The 25,167-nt window shown below is 71.1% G+C and carries 8 protein-coding genes; 6 read left to right on the top strand and 2 right to left on the bottom strand.

Going from position 1 to position 25,167, the window contains the following annotated elements; translation table 11 throughout:
- Positions 1–221: 221 nt before the first annotated feature.
- From BJP60_RS13780 to BJP60_RS13760, 5 genes are all read left to right on the top strand, one after another.
- Complete coding sequence (locus BJP60_RS13780; RefSeq protein ID WP_203136399.1) at positions 222–1,826, top strand: LuxR C-terminal-related transcriptional regulator; 1,605 nt, start codon at positions 222–224, stop codon at positions 1,824–1,826.
- Between the two features lie 197 nt (positions 1,827–2,023).
- Entirely contained in the window at positions 2,024–8,542 is a 6,519-nt protein-coding gene (locus BJP60_RS13775; RefSeq protein WP_203136398.1) for a hypothetical protein, read from the top strand.
- A gap of 424 nt (positions 8,543–8,966) precedes the next feature.
- Positions 8,967–12,932, top strand: a complete 3,966-nt coding sequence (locus tag BJP60_RS13770; RefSeq protein ID WP_238439446.1) for a hypothetical protein — start codon at positions 8,967–8,969, stop codon at positions 12,930–12,932.
- Between the two features lie 2 nt (positions 12,933–12,934).
- Positions 12,935–16,198 carry a DUF5979 domain-containing protein gene (locus tag BJP60_RS13765; protein WP_203136396.1) on the top strand — a complete coding sequence of 1,088 codons (3,264 nt, stop codon included), beginning with the start codon at positions 12,935–12,937 and terminating at the stop codon, positions 16,196–16,198.
- Between the two features lie 189 nt (positions 16,199–16,387).
- Entirely contained in the window at positions 16,388–17,656 is a 1,269-nt protein-coding gene (locus BJP60_RS13760) for an MFS transporter (protein ID WP_203136395.1), read from the top strand.
- Here BJP60_RS13760 and BJP60_RS13755 read toward each other — a convergent pair.
- Complete coding sequence (locus tag BJP60_RS13755; protein ID WP_203136393.1) at positions 17,615–20,140, bottom strand: LuxR C-terminal-related transcriptional regulator; 2,526 nt, start codon at positions 20,138–20,140, stop codon at positions 17,615–17,617. The genes BJP60_RS13760 and BJP60_RS13755 overlap by 42 nt on opposite strands.
- A gap of 229 nt (positions 20,141–20,369) precedes the next feature.
- Positions 20,370–21,314, bottom strand: coding sequence for a GNAT family N-acetyltransferase (locus tag BJP60_RS13750; protein ID WP_203136391.1), 945 nt, complete (start codon positions 21,312–21,314; stop codon positions 20,370–20,372).
- Between the two features lie 353 nt (positions 21,315–21,667).
- Here BJP60_RS13750 and rpoB point away from each other — a divergent pair, with 353 nt between their 5' ends.
- A complete protein-coding gene (gene rpoB, locus BJP60_RS13745; protein ID WP_203136389.1) occupies positions 21,668–25,159 on the top strand; it encodes a DNA-directed RNA polymerase subunit beta in 3,492 nt (1,163 codons plus the stop codon).
- Positions 25,160–25,167 lie beyond the last annotated feature (8 nt).

Raw genomic sequence — 25,167 nt, 5'->3', positions numbered from 1 at the left:
GGACGCCGCAAGGACTCCCCGGGCACCGCGGGGGTGAAAACCAGGGGTGAAGATCCCGGGATGCCGGGTGAACCTGGTATCAACAAGGAGGGGGAACGTCCGCCCGGCCTTCTGCAGGTCGGACACATGGACGCGCGCGATCGCGAGGGGGAGCCCGGGTCGATGCCCGAGTTCCCCCGCCATCGCAGGCGGTGGCGCGTTGATGGGGGAGGTAGTGCGCCGTGGGGCGACAGCTGTTGGGTGGCGCGGGGGCGTCCGACAACACCGTGGCGGAGCAAGCGATCGACGTTCTGCGGGATGCGCTCGATTCCGGTCGGGTCGATCTCGCCAACGCGCAGGTGATCAGCTCGTGGGCCGGTCTGCTCGACGCCCACGCGGCGGAAGTGCGGACTCTCCTCACCCCCGTTCCGAGCGATCACCTGGTGCGATATTCGCTGCTCGGGCTCCTGCTGGGATTCGCGAGCTTCATGGACCCCGCGACCCGGCCGCGTGCCTCGCGCTACTTCGAGATCGCCGTGCTCGCGACCCGGGCGCGTCATCCGCGGGCCGCCGTGCCGGAGCGGATCGCACTCCACTGCGCTGAGAGCGCGGCCCTGCGCCAGCTCGGTCAGATGAGGGGCGCGACGAGCGCCGCGCGGGCGGCCGTGCGCCTGCTCAACGTCGCCGCCGACGAGCACCTCGCGCAGATCGGCCAGCTCCCTCGGGTCTACGCAGACCTCGGATGGACGTTCTTCGAGTCCGGCCGGAGCGAAGAGGCGCTTGTGGCGTTCCTGCGCGGTCTGTCGGCGTCCAAGTCCCCTGCCGACAGCAGCGGCAATCGCGCGGCGATCTGCGCCATGCAGGCGCTCGAGGGAGACATCCTGTCCTCCCGGGAGAACATCGCGCGCGCCCGCGTCGAGGTGCGACGGGAGGACGGCGACATCGGCCCACGCGGTCGCGTGCACGTCGAGCTCGCCTCGGCGCTGCTTGAGCTGGAGGACTTCGAGACGGATGCGGCGGCGCGGCACCTCGCGGAGATCGGTCCCGTCAGTGCGGTCACGGAGGGGTGGATCGAGCGCGCGCGTCTGGAGGCCGCGATCGCCCTGGTGGCCGGGCGCCCGGGCGAGGGGCTCGCGGAGCTGGACCGGGTCCTGAGGATGCGTGCGGGAGACGGGCGCTCGCGGTACGCGCAGTGCCGGCTCGCCCCGGTCCGGGCCCTGCTGCAGCTCGCACTCGGCAATGTGGAGGCCGCGGGCGTCCTGCTGCGCGAGACCGGAGGGACGACGCCGCAGATCCGCGTCGGTCTGGCGCGCGTGGAGCTCGTGCGCGGTCGCCTTCACGCCGCGCTGAATGCCATCGCCGCCCTGCCGGTCGAAGGGCTCTCGCCCCGCACAGTGGCGGAGGCCACGGCCATCGAGGCCGCGGTGCTGCTGCGTCTGCCCAGCACGTTCCGCGCCCTTGGAGCGATCGATCGACTGGGAGCTCTGGCGCGCTCCACGGGTCTGCGGCTGCCGCTGGCGTTCCTGCCGCGCAGCGACTTCGAGCGGGTGCGCGACGCGCTGACCTTGCGCGGCTACGGCGATCTCTTCGTTCGGGTCCACGCGGTGCTTCCCGAGTCCTCCGTGCTCACCCTGACCACTCGCGAGGTGGCGCTGCTGCGCGCGCTCGCCGAGCCGGATGCCTCGCGCGCCGGCATCGCCGAGCAGCTGCACGTCTCCGTCAACACGGTCAAGACGCAGCTGCGGCTGCTGTACCGCAAGCTCGGCGTCTCGGATCGTCAGACCGCGCTCGCGGTCGCCTTCGAACGCCGCCTGCTGGACGAGAGCGACGAGGCGCCTCTCCGGTAGCGCAGGCCGGCGGAGCGAGGGTGATGCCGGGGTGATTTCGCTCCGCATTCCTTGGCTCTGCCGCTGCCGCTCCTCAAAGCTGAGTGTTGGGTGAGTGCTCCCTGAACGGGCGCTGTCACCGTCTTCGCCGGACCTGTCCCTTCCGGCGGCACCCAGCATTCCGCATTGGGGGAACTATGCGCAGCATTCCGACGGCCGTGAGCGCGCGGAGGCGCCGCTTCCGGGCGGGGCTCTCCGCCACGACGGCTTTTCTCGTCGCGGCGGCGACGGTGTTCGTCGCGGCACCGGCGGCCGCCGTGCCGACCGATCACGAGATCACCGCGCGCTGGGCCGGCGATCCGGCCCCGACCTCGGCGCCCTACGGGCAGCCGGTCACCGCCGAGTGGCGCATCAACACCAACGACGCGACCGAACCGTTCGCGAACGAGGACGTCGAGAACGTGCGCGCGACGCTGATCGCGGGCAACGGCGTCTTCACGAGCATCCCGGCCGTGTGCAAGACCACGGGAGTCGACCCGGTCTCGGTCATCTCGGATGACGGCGCCACGCTGCTGTGCAATGTCGGAACCGTGCGCGAGGGCACCTCGACGCTGATCCAGTCGCCCGTCCGCGCCTCGGGCACGAGCGGCGGCAACCTCACGCTGAGCGGCACCGCGACGTCCGACTCGGCAGTGGCCGAGGCCGGTCCCGCCGATCCCGGCCCGCTTCCCATCACGTACACGCGTGGCATGGACCTGTCTCTGGTCTCCGCTCCGGGACAGGGGTACCAGGGGGGCCTTCAGCCCAGCCGCTCCGGCGGCAGCCGCACCTTCGTGCAGATGAACTTCTCGCTGATCCTGGATGCGGGCAGCCGCCCTGGTCCGAGCTCATACTCCTTCCCCCTCACCGTCGGGTCGACCGTCGCAGGCGGGATGACGGGCTTCCAGTGGGAGGGCTGTGTGCCCGTCGGGGTGAATTCGGCGTCGACGGGACAGCCGTACTCCGACCCCGCCGTCGCAGACCGCACGAACTTCCCGGACTGCACGGTGAGCGGCTCGGGCGCGAACTACACGATCTCCCTGTCGAACCTCGACTACACGCTGGTCAACACCCCGAGGAACGACAGCCTCGGCCAGCCGCTGCCGGGCACGGGCAGCTACATCGCCTCGGGAACCGTGCAGTTCAGCATCCCCTCGCCGGTGACGCAGCTGACCCCTTACACATTCACGGCCGCCCCGGGCGCGTTCACGTTCACGGATGGCGTCACGGCGCCCGATACCAACTCCGGCAACAACACGACGAACACGACCCTCACTCCGCCCGGCGGGTTCAGCAACCACTGGGCCGGCAGCCCGGCTGCCTCTCGCTCCACGTGGGACGCCAACCTCTGGGTGAGCCCGGGCACCGGCGCCGGCCTCGAGCTGCCGCAGCCGGGCATCGAAGACATCGACGACTATCGTGCGGCGGTCGCGGACGGCACGATCCAGGACCTGCCTCTGTACATGCAGGCCAACAGCCGCATGTGGAACAGCTACCAGGGGGCCGGCGGCGCGCAGATGGCGGGCGTCTGCACCATGAATCAGAACCCGGCATTCGTGCCGACCTGGGTCGACGGCGGCGGCTGGGACCCGGGCGCCGGGTACCTCCAGTTCAGCACGGTGCGATTCTTCTACACGACTGCGGCGATCGACACGAAGACCGAGACCTGCAGCGATGCCGCGCCGAGCGCGAAGTGGGTCGAGGTGGTCCCGCCCGTCGGCCATGAGCTGACCGACCCGCGTATCGGCAGCGACATCCTCATGCAGCTCCCGGCGGGCGTCACGGCCGTCAAGATGACCTGGAACCCCGCGATCGACCGGCCCCGATTCGCTCAGGGTTACGCCTTCCTGCGTGTCCTCGGCCCCATCGACGAGGCCGCGCCGACGAGCGGCGAGGGGTGGACCGTCGGAGCTGTGAACGGGCCCACGAACCCCTGGCCCGGCTTCCCCACATCGAACGGCTGGGTCAATGCGTCCACCTCGTCGGGTGGCAGCGTCATCCCGGGCAGCACGTACGGTCCGAACACGAACGGCTTCCGCGACGCGTTCCGGCTTCAGGGCCCGCAGGGCGTCATCTCCAAGGAGGTCGGCACCACGACCGCCGAGCCGGGTGTGCCGGTGACGTACAGCCTGCGCGCCCAGGCGCAGAACGTGATCACGAGCCCGCCGCCGGTGTCGTTCGAGGTCGTCGACACGCTGCCGGACGGCATGGAGTACGTGCCCGGATCGGGCAGTCCCGCGCCCACCACCGTGAACGGCCGCACCCTCACGTGGCAGTTCACGAACGTGCAGGCCAACGTGGACCAGGACATCACCTACCGGGCGCAGATCCCCGCGGACGGCGCGGTCGTGCCGGGGACGAGGCTGACGAACACTGCGGTCATCAACGTGCCGGGCGACAACCGGCCTGCGACGACTCCGGGACGCACCGCGAACGCGACCGTGCTGGTGCCGAGCTCGTCGTCGACGAACCTCGCGAAGTCGAGCGAGGACAACCTGGTGTCGTTCTTCGGCGACAGCTCGGCGTGGGTGCTGACCGTGCGCTCCGAGGATCCCGATCCCAGCGCGTTCACCGACACGATCGACGTGCTTCCGCACGTGGGTGACGGCCGAGGCACGAACATCGACGGCACCTACACGGTGACGGGCGTGACGGCTCCCGCGGGCTCCACCGTGTACTACACGTCCGCCGCGCCGGAGGATGTGAGCGCCGATCCGCGAGATGACTCCAACGGCGACGAGCCGGGGTCGGTCGCGGGCAACACGGTCGGCTGGTCGGAGACGGCGATCCCGAACCCCACCGCCATCCGCATCATCGGACCGGCGCTGGATCCGGGTGCGACGCAGACGATTCGCATTGCGTTCGACACGCCCGCGGCCTCCAGCTGCGAGGACCCGGCAGACGGCGACAACAAGCCCGGTCAGATCCTGGTGAACTCGGCGACGTCGATCGCGGAGCACACCGAGCTGCCCATGGTGTCGTCCTCGACCACGACGATCGGCAGCTGCTACGCGGTCGATCTGAAGAAGTACGTGCAGGACCTCGACGGCGTCTGGCACGACGCCAATGAGCCCGGCGACTTCCCGGCCTTCCGGGTCGGCGACACGGTGCGCTACCGCATCGTGGTCGAGAACGTGGGCCAGGGCACCATCACGAACCTGCAGGTGACGGACGACCAGCAGCCCGAGCTGGGCTCCTTCCCCGTCGAGTCACTGGCTCGCGGCGAGTCGGAGACGCACGAGTACGAGGTGGTCCTCGAAGCCGGCGGTCCCGATCTGGTGGTCAACGAGGCCTGCGGTTCGGCCGACACCCCGGCCGACGGGGAAGCTCCGGTGATCCTGTGCGACCCCGCCGGGATCACCGTGGACGGCGACCCGACTCACGAGAAGTCGTTGATCTCCGCCACGCCGATCGGGAACGGGCAGTGGGAGCTGGTGTACGGCATCGACGTGACGAACACGTCGACGTCGGCCACGGTGTACACGCTCGACGACACCCTGCGCTTCGCGGACGACGCGACGATCGTGTCGGCGCAGGTCACGGAGTCGCCTGATGGCGTGGACCTCGCCGAACCCGCGTGGGACGGTGCGGACAGCACGCGGATCGCGACGAGCGTGCCGCTGCTCGGCACCGACGACACCGGCTACGCGGCGCACCACTACGAGGTGACGGTCGTGGCGGAGGTGCCGCTGTTCCTGCCGGGTGCAGGTACGGCCGATGACCCGACGCAGTGCGGCGCCGACGCGGACGACAGCAACCGCGCGTTCAGCAACACGTCGGCGCTGACCGACCGTGCCGGTGAGGTCGAGGAGGATCGCGCGTGTGCGCCGATCCCGTCGATCGACATCGCCAAGTCGGTCTCCGAGGGCCCGACGCCCAACGGCGACGGCACCTGGACGGTCGTGTACGACATCGTCGCCACGAACGCCGGTGACGCGGACGGCGTCTACGACGTGACGGACATGATGACCGCCGACGGTGACCTCGTGGTCGAGTCGGGCCGGGTGATCACCACGCCCGAGGGTGTGACGGCGTCGCCGGATTGGACGGGTCTCGGAGCGGGGCAGACCGATCCGGAGAACCTGATCGCGGCGGACGTGACCCTGCCCGCGGGTGGGACGCACACCTATCAGGTGGAGGTCGTGCTCTCGGTCGACGCGGCAGACGGTGCCCCGGTGGTGACGTCGTGCGACCAGGCCGGCGGCGGCAGCGGCGGCCTGTCGAACACGGCGCAGATCGAGCACAACGACCTGACCGATGACGCCCAGGCGTGCATCACGGTGGCGTTCATCACGGTCGACAAGACCGTCGCCTCCGGCCCGGTCCCGAACGGGGATGGCACATGGACGGTGGTGTACGAGATCGTGGCCGAGAACGTCGGCGCCGCTGCCGGTGACTACGACGTGTACGACCAGCTGCGTTTCGGTGAGGGCATCGAGATCGAGTCGACCGACATCACCGCTCCGGCGGGCGTGACCCTGGCGAGCGGCTGGACCGGCCTGGGGGACGCGGCCGACGCGGCGGAGAACCTGATCGCCTCGACGGTGACGCTCGACACGGGCGCCAGCCACACCTACCAGGTGGAGGTGGTGGTGTCGATGGATGAGGACACGATCGCTCCGTCAGCGCTGCAGTGCCCGCCGCCCGGTTCGGGTGCTTCGGGTGGTCTGGCCAACGGCACGCTGCTGGACCACAACGGCATCGAGGTGGTCGACGCCACCTGCCCGACGCTGCCGCTGATCGCGGTCGACAAGTCCATCTCGGACGGCCCGACGGGCAACGGGGATGGCACGTGGACGATCACGTACGACCTGACCGCGACGAACACGGGTGCGGCCGAGGGCGTGTATGACATCGCGGATGAGCTGCAGTTCGGTGAGGGCATCGCGGTGGAGTCGGCCGAGGTCATCACGACTCCGGAGGGCGTGACGGCTGAGGAGGCGTGGAACGGTCGGGGTGAGAACCTGATCGCCGCCGACGTCGCCCTCGAGGCCGATGGGACGCACACCTACCAGGTGCAGGTCGTGGTGTCACTGGATCTGGATGTGGTCACCCCGGCTTCGCTGGGCTGCCCGCCTGCGGGTTCGGGTGAGGCCGGTGGGCTGTCGAACACGGTGGAGCTGACGCACAACGGTGAGACGCGTTCGGATGAGGACTGCGCCCCGCTGCCGCTGATCGGGACGACCAAGTCCCTCTCGGGTGCGGTGGTGCCGGTCGAGGGCGAGGAGGGCGTGTACGACGCCACCTACGAGATCGCGGTGTCGAACGCCGGTCCCGCCGCGGGGGAGTACGACCTGGACGACCGCCTCGCGGTCGGTGAGGGCGTCACGGTTATCGGGGTGCGGGACGTCACCACGGACGCGCCGGACTCGGTGGGCCTGAACCCCGACTTCGGCACCGACGGTGACGCGCGCATCGTCACCGACCAGCCGATCGCGGCCGCGGACGGTGCTCCGGTGGTGCACACCTACACCGTGGTGATCCGTTACGCCGTCGACCTGAGCGTTGTGGACGGTGCGATCGCGGAGACCTGCACGGTCGACGGTGGTGCTGCGGCGGGCACGCTGCAGAACATCGCGGCGGTGTCGTGGAACGGCATCGACCGTGACGACGACGCGTGCCTCATCCCCGGCAAGCCCACCCTGGACAAGGAGCTGGTGTCGGCGGAGCCTGCCGGTGAGGGTCAGTGGACCGTGGTGTACGACCTGACGGTCGGCAACACCGGTCTGGAGGCCACCCGGTACGACCTGGATGACGAGTTCCTGTTCGCCCGCGAGGTGACGGTCGACACCGTCACGGTCGCAGGGCCGGAAGGTGTGGAGGTCGACGACGCGTTCGACGGTGCGGAGAACCAGCGCATCGCCACGGACGTGGAGATCGCCGGTCTGGATGACGAGGGCTACTTCGCCCACGTCTACACCGTGACGGTGGTGGTGGATGTGCCGCTGCACTTCGCCGACGCCGACGCCGATGGCACGGCAGCTCCGGGTTGCACGGTTGCGGCTGGGGGGAACTTCCTCGAGCAGGGTCTGAACAATGCCGCGACGCTGACAGACCCGTCCGGTGGCACCATCACCGACACGGACTGTGCTCCGCTGCCGTCGATCGACATCACCAAGTCGATCGTCGGTGAGCCGGTCCAGGGGGAGGGCGGCGAGTGGTCGGTGACGTACGAGATCGTCGCGACCAACGACGGTGCTGCCGCCGGTGACTACCAGGTGGTCGACCGGCTCCGGTACGGCGCCGGCATCGAGGTCACCGGCGCGAGGATCACCGAGGCGCCCGAGGGTGTCACGCTGGCGGAGGGCTGGACGGGTCTGGGTGAGGACGGTGCGGCGGAGAACGTCGTCGCCGACGGCACCCTCCCCGCCGGAGGCAACCACACCTACCGGGTGGTGGTGACCTCCACGCTGGACACCGACGCCGCGGACGGTTCGACGCTGGCTCTGCCCGAGCCCGGGTCGGAGGGTGATGGCGGGTTCGCGAACTCGGCGGTGATCGTCCACAACGACCTCACCGATCGTGCCGACGCCGGTGCGGTGCCGGAGTGGCCGAAGGACGTCCCGCCGCCGCTGGCGGCCACCGGCGGCACCATCGCCGCCGGCGTGATCGGCACGGCCCTGGCCCTGCTGATCGCGGGAGGCATCCTGCTCGCCACCCGCCGCCGCCGCGAAAGCGACACCGCCGCCAAGGAGTAACCTCTTCGCCCGTCCGCGTCTCTCATCCCCCGTACGGAGACGCGGGCGGGCGGACCTCCCACCGGCGACGGGCCTTCCCCCGGCATCTGCACTCCCCGGGCAGGGGTGATAACGGAGGGTGAAAAAGTGTCGTCCCGCCGCGCTCTTCGGAGTCCGACCCCTAATGTGATCCGAGGCATCGCCCCGGCCTGAACCCGAATCTCAGCCCGGACGGAGATGTCGCTCGTGCGGACCCCCACACCCGAGGGGGCTCTCCGCTTCTGTTCACGAGCTCCTCGGGGGAGGGGTTCTCTACCGCGCATGCGCGAAGCTCCGCATCCGGGCCGCTTTCTCGCGACCCGGGTGCTGCTCGCCGTGCCAGGGAGTGGCAATGTTCGCACCGTCTTTGATCCTGCGTACCCGGGCGTCACGCGCGCTCGCCCGCGTGGCGACCGCCGTGGTCCTGGTGGCCGTCGCCATCACGGCGGGAGCGGTCGCCGCGCCACCCGCCGCGGCCGCGGCCGCGGCCGCCCTCAGCGTGCAGAAGACCGTCGACGGCGTCGAGAGCATCGAGCGGCAGCCGGGAGGGGAGTTCACGTACACGATCACGGTCGGCTGCGACGACGCCGACTGCGTCGACGCCGAGCTGACGGATCAGATCCCCGTGGCCTTCGCCGGCTTCGAGGTGCTGGACCTGCGCGTCCTCCCGTCGTCCCGGCCGGCCACGGCGACGCTCGCCGGGTGCGAGGACGTGATCACGGAGGCCTGTGAGCTGCACGTCGAGTTCCTGCAGCCGCTCGACGGCGAGCTGGTCGGCATCGCCGCCGGCCAGACGTATGAGGTCAGTCTCACGCTCAAGGTGCCGCAGGATCTGCCGCCCACCTGGCCCTTCAACGGCCTCGTCGTGACCAACACCGCCACCGCCACGGCGACCACCGCCGACCCCGCATCCGACTCCGCCGACGTCACCGTGGCCATCGACCGCGTCGCCGACGTCGAGGTCGCGAAGACCTGGGAACCGGCTTCGCAGCAGTTCCAGCCCGGCGTCGCTTCGACCGTGCGTCTGGACGTGCGCAACGCCTCCAACATCGATGCCGAGTCGCTGACGCTGCAGGATCCGCAGGGCGCGGACGACCAGGCCGCCCAGCTCGCCGACAGCAACCCGTTCCGCATCGTCGACTTCGTCGCCTTCGGTGCCGTGTCCGCGCCGGAGGGCGCCGACCTGCTCACCGTCGACGCCTACGTGTACAACGCGGGCTCGTGGACGTGGGTCGCCGGTCAGCCGGGTGCGGTGAGCGCGCCCGTGCTGCCCGCCGGCGTGGCCGCCGATCAGGTCGCGGGCCTGCGGTTCTCGTTCACGAGCGCCGACGGCGCCGTGATCGCGGCGGACGGCGAGGCCGGATCGATCAGCTTCGAGGTCGCGCAGCGATCGACCGACCGTGCCACCGAGGACGCTCTCGTGCTCGGTGCCTCGGCGACCAACGAGGTCGTGGCGACGGTCGCCGTACCCGGTCTGGAGCCCGTGGCGAAGAGCGCCAGTGCGCCCTACGAGATCGGCGGCCTGGACGTGAAGGTCGAGGCGGTCAAGTCGATCACCCCGGCGCGGATCCCCGCCGGAGGCAGCGCAGAGGCGGTGCTGGGTGCGAAGAACGCCTCGAACGGACCGCTCAGCACGCTGACCATCCGCGACACCGACTACTTCACCGAGGCCCTTCGCTTCGGCGGCTTCACGAGCCCCCTCGCCTACCCCGCGGGCGCCACATCCGCGTCGGTCACGTGGTCCTTCAGTGACGGCGACCCCGTCGTCACGCCGTTCGCCGCCGGGGAGACGCCCGTCGCCCCCGCCGCGCCCGATGGCGCTCACCTGACGGGCTTCGCCATCTCGTACGAGGGCGCCGTCGAGCGCGGTGCCGTCATCGAGGCGCCGTTCCGCATCGACACCGCCGTGGAGCTCGTACCCAGCGAGGAGCGCAGCCCGGTCGAGGCGCCGAACACGGTGCGCGTCGAGGGCACGAACCCGGCCGGGTCGGCCGAGGCCCAGGCCACGGCGCCGCTGCGCGTGTTCTTCCCCGACATCGCGCTCGAGCTCGACAAGCAGATCAGCCCGACCGGCGCGGTCACCGCCGGCGGCACCGTGGTGGTGCAGCTGCCGACGAAGACGTCGACCGACTCCGCCTACGTGGTCCCCACCCGGCTCGTCGTCGAGGACGTCTGGCGCGAGGACGTCGCCGCCGATTTCTGGAACGCCTTCGATCCCACGGCGATCGCGCCGACGCAGCTGCTGTCGGGCTCGACGCTGACGGTCGAGGCGCGGATGCCGGACGGCACGTGGCAGGACGTGACGATCTTCGAGGCGTCCGACACCACGCGCATCGTCTCGGGAGACCTCCGCGAGCTCGCGCCGGGCATCGACTTCTCGGCCGTCACCGGCCTCCGCTTCACGTTCGAGAACGCCGTCGGCTTCGCGGCGGGGACGACCGTGGCGCCGAACGCGGTGTACAAGGCGCGGTCGACCCTGCGTGACGACGGCCGGCCCACGGCCGTCCCTGGCGATCAGCGCGTCACCTATGAGAACCTCGCTGTGGCGTCCGGTGTCGGCGCGGTGCAGGGCGGCACCACCGTCACGAGCGACGAGGTCACCGACGTGGCCGACGCCCACGTGATCGCCTATGACGGCGACGGAGCCCTCTTCGCCGACAAGTCCTGGAACCCCGCCACGCTGCCGTCCCAGTCGGGCCAGGCCGCGAACAGCCGTCTGACCTGGGGGCTCACGGCGACGGGCTACGAGTCCGTCACGGTCGCCGACCCCGCCGGCGGCGAGGCCGATCCGGAGAACACGGTCTTCCAGGCGTTCGACCTGACGCACATCCGCGCGATCGACGACGCGCGCTGGCGCTGGGACACCATCCAGTCGATCGAGCTCTATATGGACGGCGCATGGCAGGTCGTGCCCGCACCGAACGGCGGCTGGATCACCGGCACCCGCTTCGTGGGATACACGCTCTCGGCCGCGCAGTCGGCGGCCGCCACCGGCGTGCGCATCACCGTCGTGCCCAACGACGCCGCGCGTGCCGCGAGCACCGACCCGCTGCGCCCGTCGGTCGGATCCGGCGTCGCGACCAACGCCGACGGGGACTGGCGCGCGTTCGACCTGAGCTGGCGGCTGCGCAACACCGTGCGAGTAGCCGGCGACGGCAACCCGTGGGTGACCGGCAAGCGCGTCTTCAACGACGAGCAGGATGCGCCGGGCGCGATCTGGAACACCATGCGCGTGACCGGCGTCGACGACGGCGTGCACGTCGTGGAGGACCGCTCCAGCGTGGTGCTGATCGATCACGAGCCCGCGGTGCTGCTGACCAAGACCGCCGATCGCGACGAAGTCCCCATTCCCGTCGCCGACGAGGTCGCGCAGGACGGCTACCCCCACATCGCCTACACCGTCACGGCCACGAACAACTCGTCCGCGCGGGCGTCCTACATCCGGGTGACCGACCCGATGCCCTGCACGGACGCCACCGTCACGGACTGCGAGCTTCCCGCCGACGGCTGGGGCGCAGACCCCTTCGCCGCGGCGGAGTACGACCCGGCGACGAACCCGTTCGAGCGCGTCGACCTGATGCGCATCGCGTTCGAGATCCCGTCCGGCTCCGGCGTCGACACCCGCGCCTCGCGGGTGACCCTCTGGCTCCGCGCGGCGGACGGCGCGCTCTCGACCCGCGTGCTGCCGCTCGCCGACGCGGCGGCTCTCGACGCCGCGGCGCTGGCCGACGTCGTCGGCGTGAGCGTGCTCTACCAGGGTGCCGACCCGGCTGCCGCCGGCGGCTCGATCGCCACCGGCGTCGACCTGACGATGAAGCTCGACACGCGCCTGCGCATCACCGAGCGCAGCGACGCCGACGCGCCGGTCGAGCCGGTCACCGTGCCCAACGCCGCGTTCGCCCAGTCGTTCGACCCCGTGCTCTTCCCCAGGGCGGCGGCCTACGCCGACGATCCGGCCGACGTGCCGCTGGTCGACGGCGAGCTCGACGTCACCGCGGCGAAGACCATCTCGCCCGGCTCGCTGCTCGAGAAGGACCGCGCGAACCCGGTGACGGTCGCGCTCGAGGCCACCGACGGCGACGCCACCGTGGCGACGCAGGAGGTCGTTATCGAGGACGTCGACCAAAACTTCTGGAGCCGCTTCCGCCTCGTCTCGGTCGACGGCGTGCAGCTCCCGCGCGGCGCCGATCAGGTGCGCGTCGACGTGCAGCACGACGGCGAGTGGATCGCCGGCACGCCCGCGGCGACCGCGACGCTGCCCGACGTCCCCGTCGAGCAGATCACCGGCCTGCGCTTCGTGTTCACCCGCGCCGACGGCGGCGTCTTCTCCCGCACCGCCCCGCCGAGGGCTGGACGGCACGCGCCGACCTGACGGTGGCGCTGCTCGATGCCGTGCGGGGCACGGAGGAGGAGATCGTCTTCCCCAGCACGGTATCCAACGACATCACGACGCGCTCGTCGCGTGGCGACGCCGAGGTGTACCCGGCCGCCGAAGCCCAGGCTTCCGACGACATCGCGCTGCTCACCGGCACGTACGCGCTCGCCGTCGAGAAGACGCCGCTCGACAACCGGCACACCGTGGAGGCGGGCCAGACCGTGCCGTGGACCCTCCGGTTCACCAACACCGGATCTGGCTACCTGACGGTGGACGGGCTCGTCGACACGCTTCCCGCCTCGCTCGACGTCGACTTCTCGGAGGAGCCGATCTTCTCGACCTCCGAGGGCGGTCGCCTGTCGCTCGAGCCCACGTACCGCTACGACGCCGCGACGCGGCAGCTCTCGTTCGAGTGGCCGGAGGGTGCCGCGCGCATGGCGCCGGGCGAGTCGTACTCCCTCACTCTCGGCATCGTGCTCAAGCCGGGCCTTCGCCAGGGCGAGCGCGCGACGAACGCCTTCACGGTGACCACGGCTCAGCCGCTCAGCGCCTGCACCAACACGTCCGGCAACGGGCAGGGCGTGCTGCCGGGTCGGGCGGAGAACGCCTGCGGCACGACGAACTACGTCGAGCCCGTTCCGGGCGCCTCGCTCGCGGTCTACAAGGGCGTGAAGGGTGAGGTGGACGGCGAGCTCGTCGACGGGGCGGTCAACACGGCCAACGCGGCGGCTTCCTGCTACACGGACGCCGAGGGGTACTTCCGCACGCCGTGCGCCGCGAACACCGTCGTGGGTGCGACGGACGCGTGGAAGCTCGAGACCGTCAACAGCGGAACCGACCCGTACACGTCGCTGGTCGTGGCCGAGCCGCTTCCTGTGCCGGGCGACGTGATGCTCGCCACCGGCTCGTCCCGCGGCTCCACGTTCCGTCCGATCCTCGACGGCGCGGCGGGTCTGCAGATCGACGCGCCGGAGGGCACGACGATCCTCTGGCAGGTCTCGACGGGCGAGGACGTCTGCGTCGGGTCGGACGGTCGCGCGTGGCGCGATGACCCCACATGCTCGGCCGATTCGTGGACCGACGCCGCCGCCTTCACGGGCGACTGGGCCGAGGTCACCGGACTGCGCGTGCAGTTCGACTTCCGCACGGCCGCCGGCGGCGTGCTCGCGCCGGGCGCCGGCGTGACGATCCGCTACCAGACGGTCAACGCCCCGGCCACCGAGGCGGACCCGAGCCGCGCGCCCGTCGAGGTGCCGGTGGAGGACCAATTCGCGTGGAACCAGTTCGGCGCGCACGCCGTGCTGCAGAGCGGCCGCACGCTCGACCGCGCCCCGGTGAAGGCCGGCGTGACGCTGGTGGCCGGCGAACTCGACGTCGCGAAGGTCGTCGAGGGCGAGGCCGCGGCGTACGCCCCCGACGAGTTCCTCGTCGACGTGTCGTGCACGGCGGCGGGCGCCTCGCTCGACCTCGGCTCTCAGGCGACGCTGAGCGTCTCGCCGGACGCGCCGGCGACCGTGACAGGCATCCCGCTCGGCGCGCAGTGCACGGTCGACGAGCAGGGTGAGGTGGGCGCGTTCGGCGAGACCCGTCGCTCCGGCCTGCCGGCCACCGTCGACATCCTGCAGCCCGGCGACGCCCCGCAGGAGCAGCGCGTCACCGTCACGAACGCGTACGACTTCGGCTCGCTGCGCATCGCCAAGGAGGTCGACACCGCGGCCACGGTGGGCGCCTTCGGGCCGTTCGGCTTCGAGCTCGCCTGCACGACGAGCACGGGCCTCGCGGTGCAGCTCGCCGAGGCCGACCGCGCGTTCACGCTCGCGGCCGGTGAGACCCGGACGATCACCGGCGCCATCCCCGTGGGAGCGACGTGCGACGTGACCGAGGTCGACTCCGACGACGCTGCCTCCGTCGCCATCACGGGCGACGGGGTCGAGGACGCCGGCGACGGCACCGCACGGGTGCGTGTCGGCGCCGACCGCAACGCGCTCGTCACCAACCGCTACGAGGCCGGCACGCTGTCGGTGCTCAAGACGGTCACGGGCGACGGTGCCGCCGACTACGGCGACGGGCCCTTCGCGGTGCGGGTCGTGTGCACCTACGGCGGCGAGACGGTGTTGACGCAGGACGCGCTCGCGATCACGCCCGACGTCCCGACGCAGGTGGATGCGGTGTTCCCCGCGGGCACCGTCTGCGAGGTGAGCGAGACACAGACGGGTGGCGCCACCGAGCACACCGACCCGCCCGCCGTGACGATCACGGGTCCGGAGGGCGACGAGCCCCTCGGCGCGGTGACCGCGCTGGTCGCGAACGACTTCCGCACGGGCGAGCTCGCGATCGAGAAGCAGCGCGAGGGCGACGGCGTGGCCGAGTTCGGTGCCGGCCCCTTCCAGGCGCAGGCCTCCTGCACGTGGCAGAAGGACGGCGAGACCCTCACGGTGCCGCTCGCGGACAACGGCGTGGTCACGCTCGACGAGGCGGGCGACTACCGCGCCGCGATCGCGGGGATCATCGTGGGCGCCGAGTGCGCCGTCACCGAGACCGACCCGGGCCTCGCGACGCAGATCACGATGGCGCCGGCCGACGGCACCGCCACGATCGCGGAGCCGGCCGAGGGCGTGCAGAGCGCGACCGTCGTGATCGTCAACCGGTTCGACGTCGGTCAGCTGCAGATCGAGAAGGTCGCCGAGCAGAACCGCGCGCAGGTCGGCGACGAGGTCACCTACGTCATCTCGGTGCGCAACACCGGGCAGATCCCCGCGATCGACGCGGTCGTCAGCGATCTCCTTCCCGAGGGTGCGGTCGTGGTCGACACCGAGGGGCGGATCGATGGACGGACGATCGTCTGGACCGTCGCCGAGATCCCCGTGGGCGAAGCGGTGGAGCTGCCGGTGACCGTGCGCTACGACGCGCCGGGCGAGTACGTCAACAGCGCGTCCGTCGCTAACCCGGCCGGTCCCTGGCGCCCGGTCGAGGTCGACGGGGCGTGCGCGGATGACCCGACGCGCAGCTGCGCGCCGGTCACCGTGACCGCACCCCCGGCGGATCCGACCGACCCGGACGGCCAGGCGCCGTCCGACGGCACCGGCGACGCCGACGGCGCGGGTGGTGGCGCGGGCGACACGGGTGACGCCGACGGCGGCGACGGGGCGTTGGCGGTCACCGGTGCGACGGTGGGCGCCGGGCTCGCGATCGGCGTCGCCCTCCTCATGCTCGGTGCGGCGATGGTGCTGACGGTGCGTCGGCGCCGGCACGGCTCGCACTGAACCGACGCGGTGCGCTTCCCCGGGCTCGCCCCACAACGAGGCCCGGGGGAGTGCACCGCTGCTGAACCGGACGGCCGCAATGCCGACGGTGACCCGAACACCCGATAGCGTCGTCTCGGCGCGCGCTGCCCGCATCCGCGGTGGCCTCGGGCGTCGCTTCGCCGTCGCATCTGGGGGATCTCGGCTCGCATGAAACGCATCTACGCCCTCGCCGCCGTGCAGTGCGCGGCGCTCGGGGCCCTCACCGCACCGGTCGTGGTCGGACTGTCGCTGATGATCACCCGCATGGTCGGCGACACGGCTGCGCCGGGCGCGCTCGGTGTGGTGGTGGCCGCGGGTTCGGCCGCCGCGATGGTCGCCAATCCCCTGATCGGCTGGTGCGTCGACCGCACCCCGCGCCGGTTCGGCGGTCGTCGGATCTGGATCATCGCCGGCGTCCTCGGTGGGCTTGCGGGTTCCGTCGCGGTCGCCTTCGCGGCCGATCCGGCGAGTCTCCTGGTCGCATGGGTGGCGACGCAGGCCGCGTACAACGGCTGCTTCGCGGGCGTGAACAGCATGCTCTCGCGTGACCTGGCGCCCGAGCAGAGGGTGCGAGCGGGTGCCGTGTTCTCCGCCGCGGCGACCATCGGAACCCTGCCCGGCCTGGCGGCCGCGGCCGTGTTCGCAGCCGACACCGTGACCATGACGCTCGTCGTGCCCGTTCTCGCCGTCGTCGTGGTGACGGCCGTGGTGCTCGTCCTGCGCGATCCGGATGCCCCCGCATCCGCCGCAGACGAGGGCGTCGCGGGAGGATGGCGGCTCGTCGAGTTGCGCACGCTTCTCACCGGGCGGTTCCTCGCGGTCATGGCTGTGCGCTTCGTGCTCTCGCTCGAGCTCACCGCGGGCCTCGTGTTCGCCCTGTACCTGTTCATGGATCGCTGGGACCTCGCCGAGCACGACGCGGTCCGACTGGTGTCGGCCGCCACCCTCGTGGGTGCCGCCGGGCTGCTCACTGCCTCCGTCACGCTCGCGCTTCTGGGTAGGCGTGCACCGAGGGAGACGACGCTGCTCGGCGCCGCGCTGATCGTGCTGACCGCCGCGATGCTCGGTCGCGCCCTCGCGCCCACGCCGGTGCTCTTCTACGTGGCCACGTTCGCGGCGGGCGTCGGCATCGCCCTCGGCTTCGCCTCGTCGCGGGCGATCGTGCAGGGGCTGCTGCCCCCGACGCGCGCCGCATTCGGGCTGGGAGTGTTCAACGTCGGCAACGCACTCGGCGGCATCGTGGCGCCGCTCATCGCGACGGCACTGCTCAGCGCTGCACGCGCGGTGGGCGTCGACGGCTACGCGGGCATGTACGTCCTGCTGACGGTGCCCGTCCTCGCCTGCCTCGCGGTGCTGCCCGTGCTGGGCCGGCCGGTCGCGCCCACGGGGAGCGGCCTAGAGCAGTCCGAGCTCGCGCGCGCGGGAGACCGCCTGTGACGCGGTGCTGACGCCCAGCTTGCGGTAGAGCGAGCGGCGCTGTGCCTTGATGGTGTTGACCGACAGGCGGTGACGCTCCGCCGAGGCGGTGAGGGTGAGGCCGCGCCCGACGTCGTGGAGCGTCGCCAGCTCCCGCTTCGTCAGACGCGGCACGACGGCGCTCTCGGGGAACAGGGGAGGACGCGCCAGCACCGCATCGCGGCAGGCCGCGTCCGCTCCCACCTCGTCCAGCAGCAGCCGCCGTTCCTCCGCGCCGAGTCGCGCGAACGGCGTGCGCATGCCGTGGCGCGCGCCGAGTTCGGCTGCGAGGCGGAACGGCCGCGCCGCGGCGTGCGTGTCACCGGCGCGCAGCGCGGCCCCGGCGGTCACCAGCAGCAGGTCGACGCGCATCAGCGGAGTCGTGCCGGGCATGCGCAGCGCGGTGTCCGCGGCTTCCGATGCGTCCGACAGGCGCCCCTCGGCGAGCAGGATCTGCGCCCTGACCGCCGCCAGTGACGGCCGATGCCCGTGAGAGCCGATGAGCTGGCGCGCCTCGGGGATACGGCCCGCCGCCAACAGCAGCTGTGCCTGCGTCGCACGCAGCAGATCCGACAGGGCGGGGCTGATGTGTGCGCGGCGATGCTGCTCCGCCCTGCGGAGCTCGAACATCTCGAGGGCGCTCAGCGCGTCGTCGCGGTGCCAGGCGGTCTCGGCGTGCGCGGCCAGCAGCAGAGGCCAGTTCTCGGTCGTCGACCAGTGGGCCTCGGTGCGGTGCAGCGCCGCGGCGGCCTCGTCGAGCGCGCCGTGCTCGCGATGCAGCGCCGCGGTGGCGAGCATGAGGGGGATGCCGTAGAAGCTCTCGTCGAAACCGGCGGGAAGGCCCGCCGCGCGGAGCTTGTCGACGGCGCGGCGTGCGTCGACGAAGCGGCCCTGCAGGGTGAGGATCTGCGCGTCCAGCGCGTCCGCGTAGAAGTGCTGCTTCTTCGTCCTGTGCGGGCGACGCGGGGCACGGGCGAGGGCGTCGCGCGCCTCGTCCAGCTTCCCCAGGTACAGCTCGGTGACGGCGACCTCGTTGGCGAATAGTCCCGCCGCCGGTGCGAGCAGGCCCTCGGGGTCCTGCGCGGCTTCGAGCATGCTCTCGAAGCGGCGCAGCGCGGGTTCGACGAACTCATACCGACCGCTGAGACGCAGCCCCGCCGTGAGCAGGCCCTGCGTCCAGACCCGCTCCGGAGTGACCTTGCCGGGTGTCAGCAGCCGGCGTCGCTGTGTCGTCGCGAACGCCGAGCCGAGCGCTTTGACGGCCTGTGCGGTGCGACCGCGCGTGTAATGGGACAGTGCGCTGAGGAATCCGAGCATCGGATCCGACCGGGTGACCGTCGTCGGCACCTTCGGGAGGGTGTCGGGGGACGAGCCGAGGTGAGTCGTGATCTCCGGGAACGCCGTGTAGGCGAGAGAGCGCGCGAGATCCCAGCGCTCGCCGTCGACCGCCGCCGCGAACGCTTCGCCGAAGCGCTCCCGCTCCGACATCCACTCCGCGATGAGGCCGAACGCGTGCCTGCGCTCCTCGGGCGAGAGTCGCTGCTGCAGGGCGGGCCGGATCACAGGGTGCAGTCGGAAGGAGCGCTCGCCGTGGTCCTCCTCCCACCAGCCCAGTCCCCGTCGGCATGCCTCGTCGAGCACGTCGACGTGCTCGGGCGGCAGCCCGAGGGCCGACGCCAGCGCCGGGGAGACGGTCTCCCCGGCGCTGGCGAGCCGCAGCGCCGCGAATCCGGGATGATCCTCGAGGGGTGCGAGGAGCGCACGCTGCGCCTCGGCGACGGTCTCGCCCCTCTCGCGCCATGGGCGCACGGTGCCGTCCGCCGCGTGCTGCAGCGCGATGCGGATCGCCAGGGCCCACCCCTCGGCCTCATCCGTGAGAGTCGCGGCGGTCGCGTCCGTGATCGACGCGCCCAGGGCGGCGGCGAGTCGGGCGGTCTCCTCCGCGTCGAACGCGAGATCTGCCGCGCTCAGCACGCTCGCGGCGCCGACGCGGGATGTGAGCGCCCGTGGCGGGTGCGAGCGCACGGCGAGCAGGAGGGAGACGTGGTCGGTGGCGGAGGTCCAGCGGAACAGCTCCTCGGCCGACGGCGGGCGGAGATCGTCGAAGCCGTCCACGACGACGGTGACCGGCGTGCGCAGCTCCGCCACGTGCCGGATCGCCCGCGCGCGCGGATCCTCTGCGGACTCTGCCGCGTCGGACGGTTCGGGGTCCACGCGCGCGAGCCGCTCGGCCAGCGTCGTCCAGAAGGCGTCGTCCGGGGCAGACGCATCCACGCCGATCCACACGACGGCCTCGTCGTGCGGCCGGGAGCGGGCCCACTCGGCCAGCAGCTGCGTCTTGCCGTAGCCGGCCGGGGACTGCACGATCCGCACGGCCGGTCCCGTCGCGTCTTCGAGGCGCTGCACCAGGCGCGGCCGAGGGATGTGCGCGTGCGGCGGTCGAGGGATGGAGATGCGGGAGCTCATACGTGAAGGAACATCGTGGCGCTCGGCGATGGCTCTCATCCGAGCGGAGGCGGACCACCGTCCTGCGGTTCCGCGCGCCGGTGGTGACGCCGGCCGCCTCCACCCTAACGGCGCGCTCCACCGCGGCCCGCCGCCGTGCCGCGCGTGCCCGGATCGTCCCCGGGCATGCGTCCGGATCCTGCTCGCGAGCCTGCCGTTCTGCTACGCCGGGTCCTCGGAAGGAGCGCGGTCAGCCGCGGGTGAGGTCCTTCGCGAGCAGCACCTCCGCCTCGCGGTAGCCGAGGCCGCGGTACAGCGCCCTCGCCGCGTGGTTGGAGCCGAACACGTGGAGCCCGATCGAATCCGCGCCGAGGCGACGGGCCTCGTCCTCCGCGGCGCGCATCATCGCGGCGCCGAAACCGCGGCGTCGATGCGCCGGCTCCACGTGCAGCTCCATCACGAACACGTGGGGACCCGTGGAGCGCCGCTGCACGTCGAGCCACAGGGCGCCGACCACCACGTCGTCCACGGTGGCGCGGAAGACCAGCCCGTCCTCGGTGTCGACGCCGTCGGGCATCGCCTCGGCCTGCTGCCGCGCCGACTCCGCGCGCGCCGACTCCGGCGTGTGCAGTCCCTCGTTCACCAGGTCCTCGGCGAACTCCGCGATCACCCGCGCCTCGAACGCGGCGTACCGCTCGGCCGTCATCCGGGTCAGCACCAGGTCGCCGGGTGTCCGCGGCGCGGGAAGCGGCGCGAGCAGCATCTGGATGTCCGTGGCCCGGTATCCCCGGTCCTCCAGGAGAGCCCAGCCCGCGTCATCCTGCGCGAACAGGTCGATCCGCAGGATCGCCGCGCCGAGCGCACGCGCCCGCTCCTCGACCAGGGCGAGCGCCGCGGATCCGGTCCGCGCGTCGTCCGCGACGAGCGCGTAGAGCATCGCGTGCGGGGGATCGGCGCGCACCTCGAGCCACGCGGTCCCCACCACGCGACCGTCGTCCCGGATCTGGCACACGTGCTGATCCGCGGAATGCACGCCGTCCGGCAGTCGGCTCGCGACGATCCCCTCGCCCTGCTCCTGGGCCTCCGCGGGCGGCAGCATGCCCGACTCGCGGCGCAGGGCGGCGAAGCGCGCCGCCGTCTCGGCCCGCCACGCGTCGAACCGCTCGGCGGGCATCGGCTCCAGGGTGACGGTCACGGTCCCATTGTGGGCCGGGGCCCGCGAGACCTCATCTCCGGGGCGAGACATCGTCGTGCGGCGATGACTCGCGCGAGGGATGAGGTCTCGCGGACGAGAGCGGGAAACCTGGGTTTATACCCGAGGTTCAACCCTTCGTCAAGGAACCGCTGGACAACGCGTGTCGTGCCGCCTATAGTTGCTATTTGCGCCTCTTGGATCCCCCATGCCTTCATATGGTGGTCGGCTGGCGCCTTCGATCCCCGCAGATAGCGGCGCGGGTCGTGGGCCGAGCGGGACCGATACCGGCGCACCTCACCTGTCGACAAGGAAACTCAGCGACCCCGCCACGGTCGCTCATGGAGGTTATCCCCTTGGCTGCTGCGCGCAACGCATCCACCACCACCCCCAAGAACGGTCGCGGAGCATCCCGCCTCTCGTTCGCCAAGATCTCCGACACGCTGACGGTCCCCGACCTTCTGGCGCTGCAGACCGAGTCGTTCGACTGGCTGGTCGGCAACGACGCCTGGAAGGCGCGTCTGGCCGAGGCCCAGGCCGCCGGTCGCACGGACATCGCCGTCAAGAGCGGTCTCGAGGAGATCTTCGAGGAGATCTCGCCGATCGAGGACCTGAGCGAGACCATGCAGCTCTCGTTCACGAACCCCTACCTCGAGCCGGAGAAGTACTCGATCGAGGAGTGCAAGGACCGCGGCAAGACCTACGCGGCCCCGCTCTACGTCGAGGCCGAGTTCATGAACCACCAGACGGGTGAGATCAAGACCCAGACGGTGTTCATGGGCGACTTCCCGCTGCAGACCGACAAGGGCACGTTCATCATCAACGGCACCGAGCGTGTCGTGGTGTCGCAGCTCGTGCGCTCGCCCGGCGTCTACTTCGACAAGACGCCCGACAAGACGTCGGACAAGGACATCGTCTCGGCCCGCGTCATCCCGAGCCGCGGCGCGTGGCTCGAGTTCGAGATCGACAAGCGCGACCAGGTCGGCGTGCGCATCGACCGCAAGCGCAAGCAGTCGGTCACCGTGTTCCTCAAGGCGCTGGGCCTGTCGAGCGAGGAGATCCTCGCCGAGTTCGCCGGCATCGAGTCGATCGAGGAGACGCTCGCGAAGGACACGATCCTCACCAAGGAGGACGCGCTCCGCGACATCTACCGCAAGCTGCGTCCGGGCGAGCAGGTGGCCGCCGAGGCCGCCCGCGCGCTGCTCGACAACTTCTACTTCAACCCGAAGCGCTACGACCTGGCCAAGGTGGGTCGCTACAAGATCAACCAGAAGCTCGGGATCGACCGCCCGCTGAGCGACTCGGTGCTGACCGTCGACGACATCGTCGCGACGATCAAGTACCTCGTCCGCCTGCACCGCGGCGACGAGACCTTCGAGGGCATCCGCAACGGCCAGCCGGCCGAGCTGCGCCTGACGGTCGACGACATCGACAACTTCGGCAACCGCCGCATCCGCGCGGTCGGCGAGCTCATCCAGAACCAGGTCCGCACCGGTCTGTCGCGCATGGAGCGCGTCGTCCGCGAGCGCATGACCACGCAGGACATCGAGGCGATCACGCCGCAGACCCTGATCAACGTGCGCCCCGTCGTGGCCGCGATCAAGGAGTTCTTCGGCACGTCGCAGCTGTCGCAGTTCATGGACCAGAACAACCCGCTCGCGGGCCTGACCCACAAGCGCCGCCTGTCGGCGCTGGGCCCCGGCGGTCTGTCGCGTGAGCGCGCCGGCGTCGAGGTCCGCGACGTCCACCCGTCGCACTACGGCCGCATGTGCCCGATCGAGACGCCGGAAGGCCCGAACATCGGTCTGATCGGCTCGCTCGCGTCGTTCGCCCGGATCAACTCGTTCGGCTTCATCGAGACCCCGTACCGTCGCGTCGTCGACGGCAAGGTCACGGACCAGATCGACTACCTCACCGCCGCGGAGGAGGAGTCGTTCATCGTCGCCCAGGCCAACGCGCCGCTGGACGCCGACGGCTCGTTCCGCGAGGACCGCGTGCTCGCGCGTCAGGTCGGCGGCGAGGTCGACCTGGTCCCCGCCGAGGAGATCGGCTACATGGACGTCTCGCCGCGCCAGATGGTGTCGGTCGGAACGTCGCTGATCCCGTTCCTCGAGCATGACGACGCGAACCGCGCCCTCATGGGTGCGAACATGCAGCGTCAGGCCGTGCCGCTGCTGCGCGCCGAGTCGCCGTACGTCGGCACCGGCATGGAGAACTACGCCGCGATCGACGCCGGTGACACGATCATCGCCGACAAGGCCGGTGTGGTCGTCGAGGTCTCGGCCGACTTCGTCCGCCTGCAGCTCGACGAGGGCGGCACGCGCGACTACTTCCTGCGCAAGTTCGACCGCTCGAACCAGGGCAACAACTACAACCAGCGCGTGATCGTCGACGCGGGCGACCGCATCGAGGTCGGCGAGGTCATCGCGGATGGCCCCGCCACCGAGAACGGCGAGCTCGCCCTCGGCAAGAACCTCCTCGTGGCCTTCATGAACTGGGAGGGCTACAACTACGAGGACGCCATCATCCTCAGCCAGAACCTGGTGAAGGACGACACCCTCACCTCGATCCACATCGAGGAGTACGAGGTCGACGCCCGCGACACCAAGCTGGGCAAGGAGGAGATCACCCGTGACCTCCCCAACGTCAGCCCCGAGCTGCTGAAGGACCTCGACGAGCGCGGCATCATCCGCATCGGCGCCGAGGTGCGTCCCGGCGACATCCTCGTCGGCAAGGTCACGCCGAAGGGCGAGACCGAGCTGTCGGCCGAGGAGCGTCTGCTCCGCGCGATCTTCAACGAGAAGAGCCGCGAGGTGCGCGACACGTCGCTCAAGGTCCCCCACGGCGAGCAGGGCACCGTCATCGCGGTGAAGGAGTTCAACGCCGAGGAGGGCGACGACGAGCTGGGCTCGGGCGTCAACCGCCGCGTCGTGGTCTACATCGCGCAGAAGCGCAAGATCACCGAGGGTGACAAGCTCGCCGGCCGTCACGGCAACAAGGGTGTCATCTCGCGCATCCTGCCCGTCGAGGACATGCCGTTCCTCGCGGACGGCACGCCGGTCGACATCATTCTGAACCCGCTCGGTGTGCCCGGTCGAATGAACTTCGGCCAGGTGCTCGAGCTGCACCTCGGATGGATCGCGTCGCAGGGCTGGAAGATCGAGGGCGCTCCGGAGTGGGCCGCTCGCCTGTCGGAGGCGGCCCGCGAGGCCGCTCCCGGCACGAAGGTCGCCACCCCGGTGTTCGACGGCGCCGCGGAGGCCGAGCTGGCAGGTCTGCTCGACTCGACGCTGCCGAACCGCGACGGTGACCGCCTGATCGACAGCTCGGGCAAGACCCAGCTGTTCGACGGCCGCTCGGGTGAGCCGTACCCGTTCCCGATCTCGGTCGGCTACATGTACATCCTGAAGCTGCACCACCTCGTCGACGACAAGATCCACGCGCGTTCGACGGGCCCGTACTCGATGATCACCCAGCAGCCGCTCGGTGGTAAGGCGCAGTTCGGTGGCCAGCGCTTCGGTGAGATGGAGGTGTGGGCCCTCGAGGCCTACGGTGCGGCGTACGCGCTGCAGGAGCTCCTGACCGTCAAGTCCGACGACATCCTCGGCCGCGTCAAGGTGTACGAGGCGATCGTCAAGGGCGAGAACATCCCGGAGCCCGGCATCCCCGAGTCGTTCAAGGTGCTCATGAAGGAGATGCAGTCGCTCTGCCTGAACGTCGAGGTCCTCTCGGCCGATGGCACGGCTGTCAACCTCCGCGACACCGACGACGAGGCCTTCCGCGCAGCGGAGGAGCTCGGCATCAACATCTCGTCCCGCTTCGAGTCCGCCTCGATCGACGAGATCTAAGCCCGGCC

Origin of the sequence: Microbacterium sp. JZ31, assembly GCF_016805985.1 — a bacterium.
Classification (GTDB): Bacteria; Actinomycetota; Actinomycetes; order Actinomycetales; family Microbacteriaceae; genus Microbacterium.
This window is presented reverse-complemented; position numbering and strand designations above follow the sequence as displayed.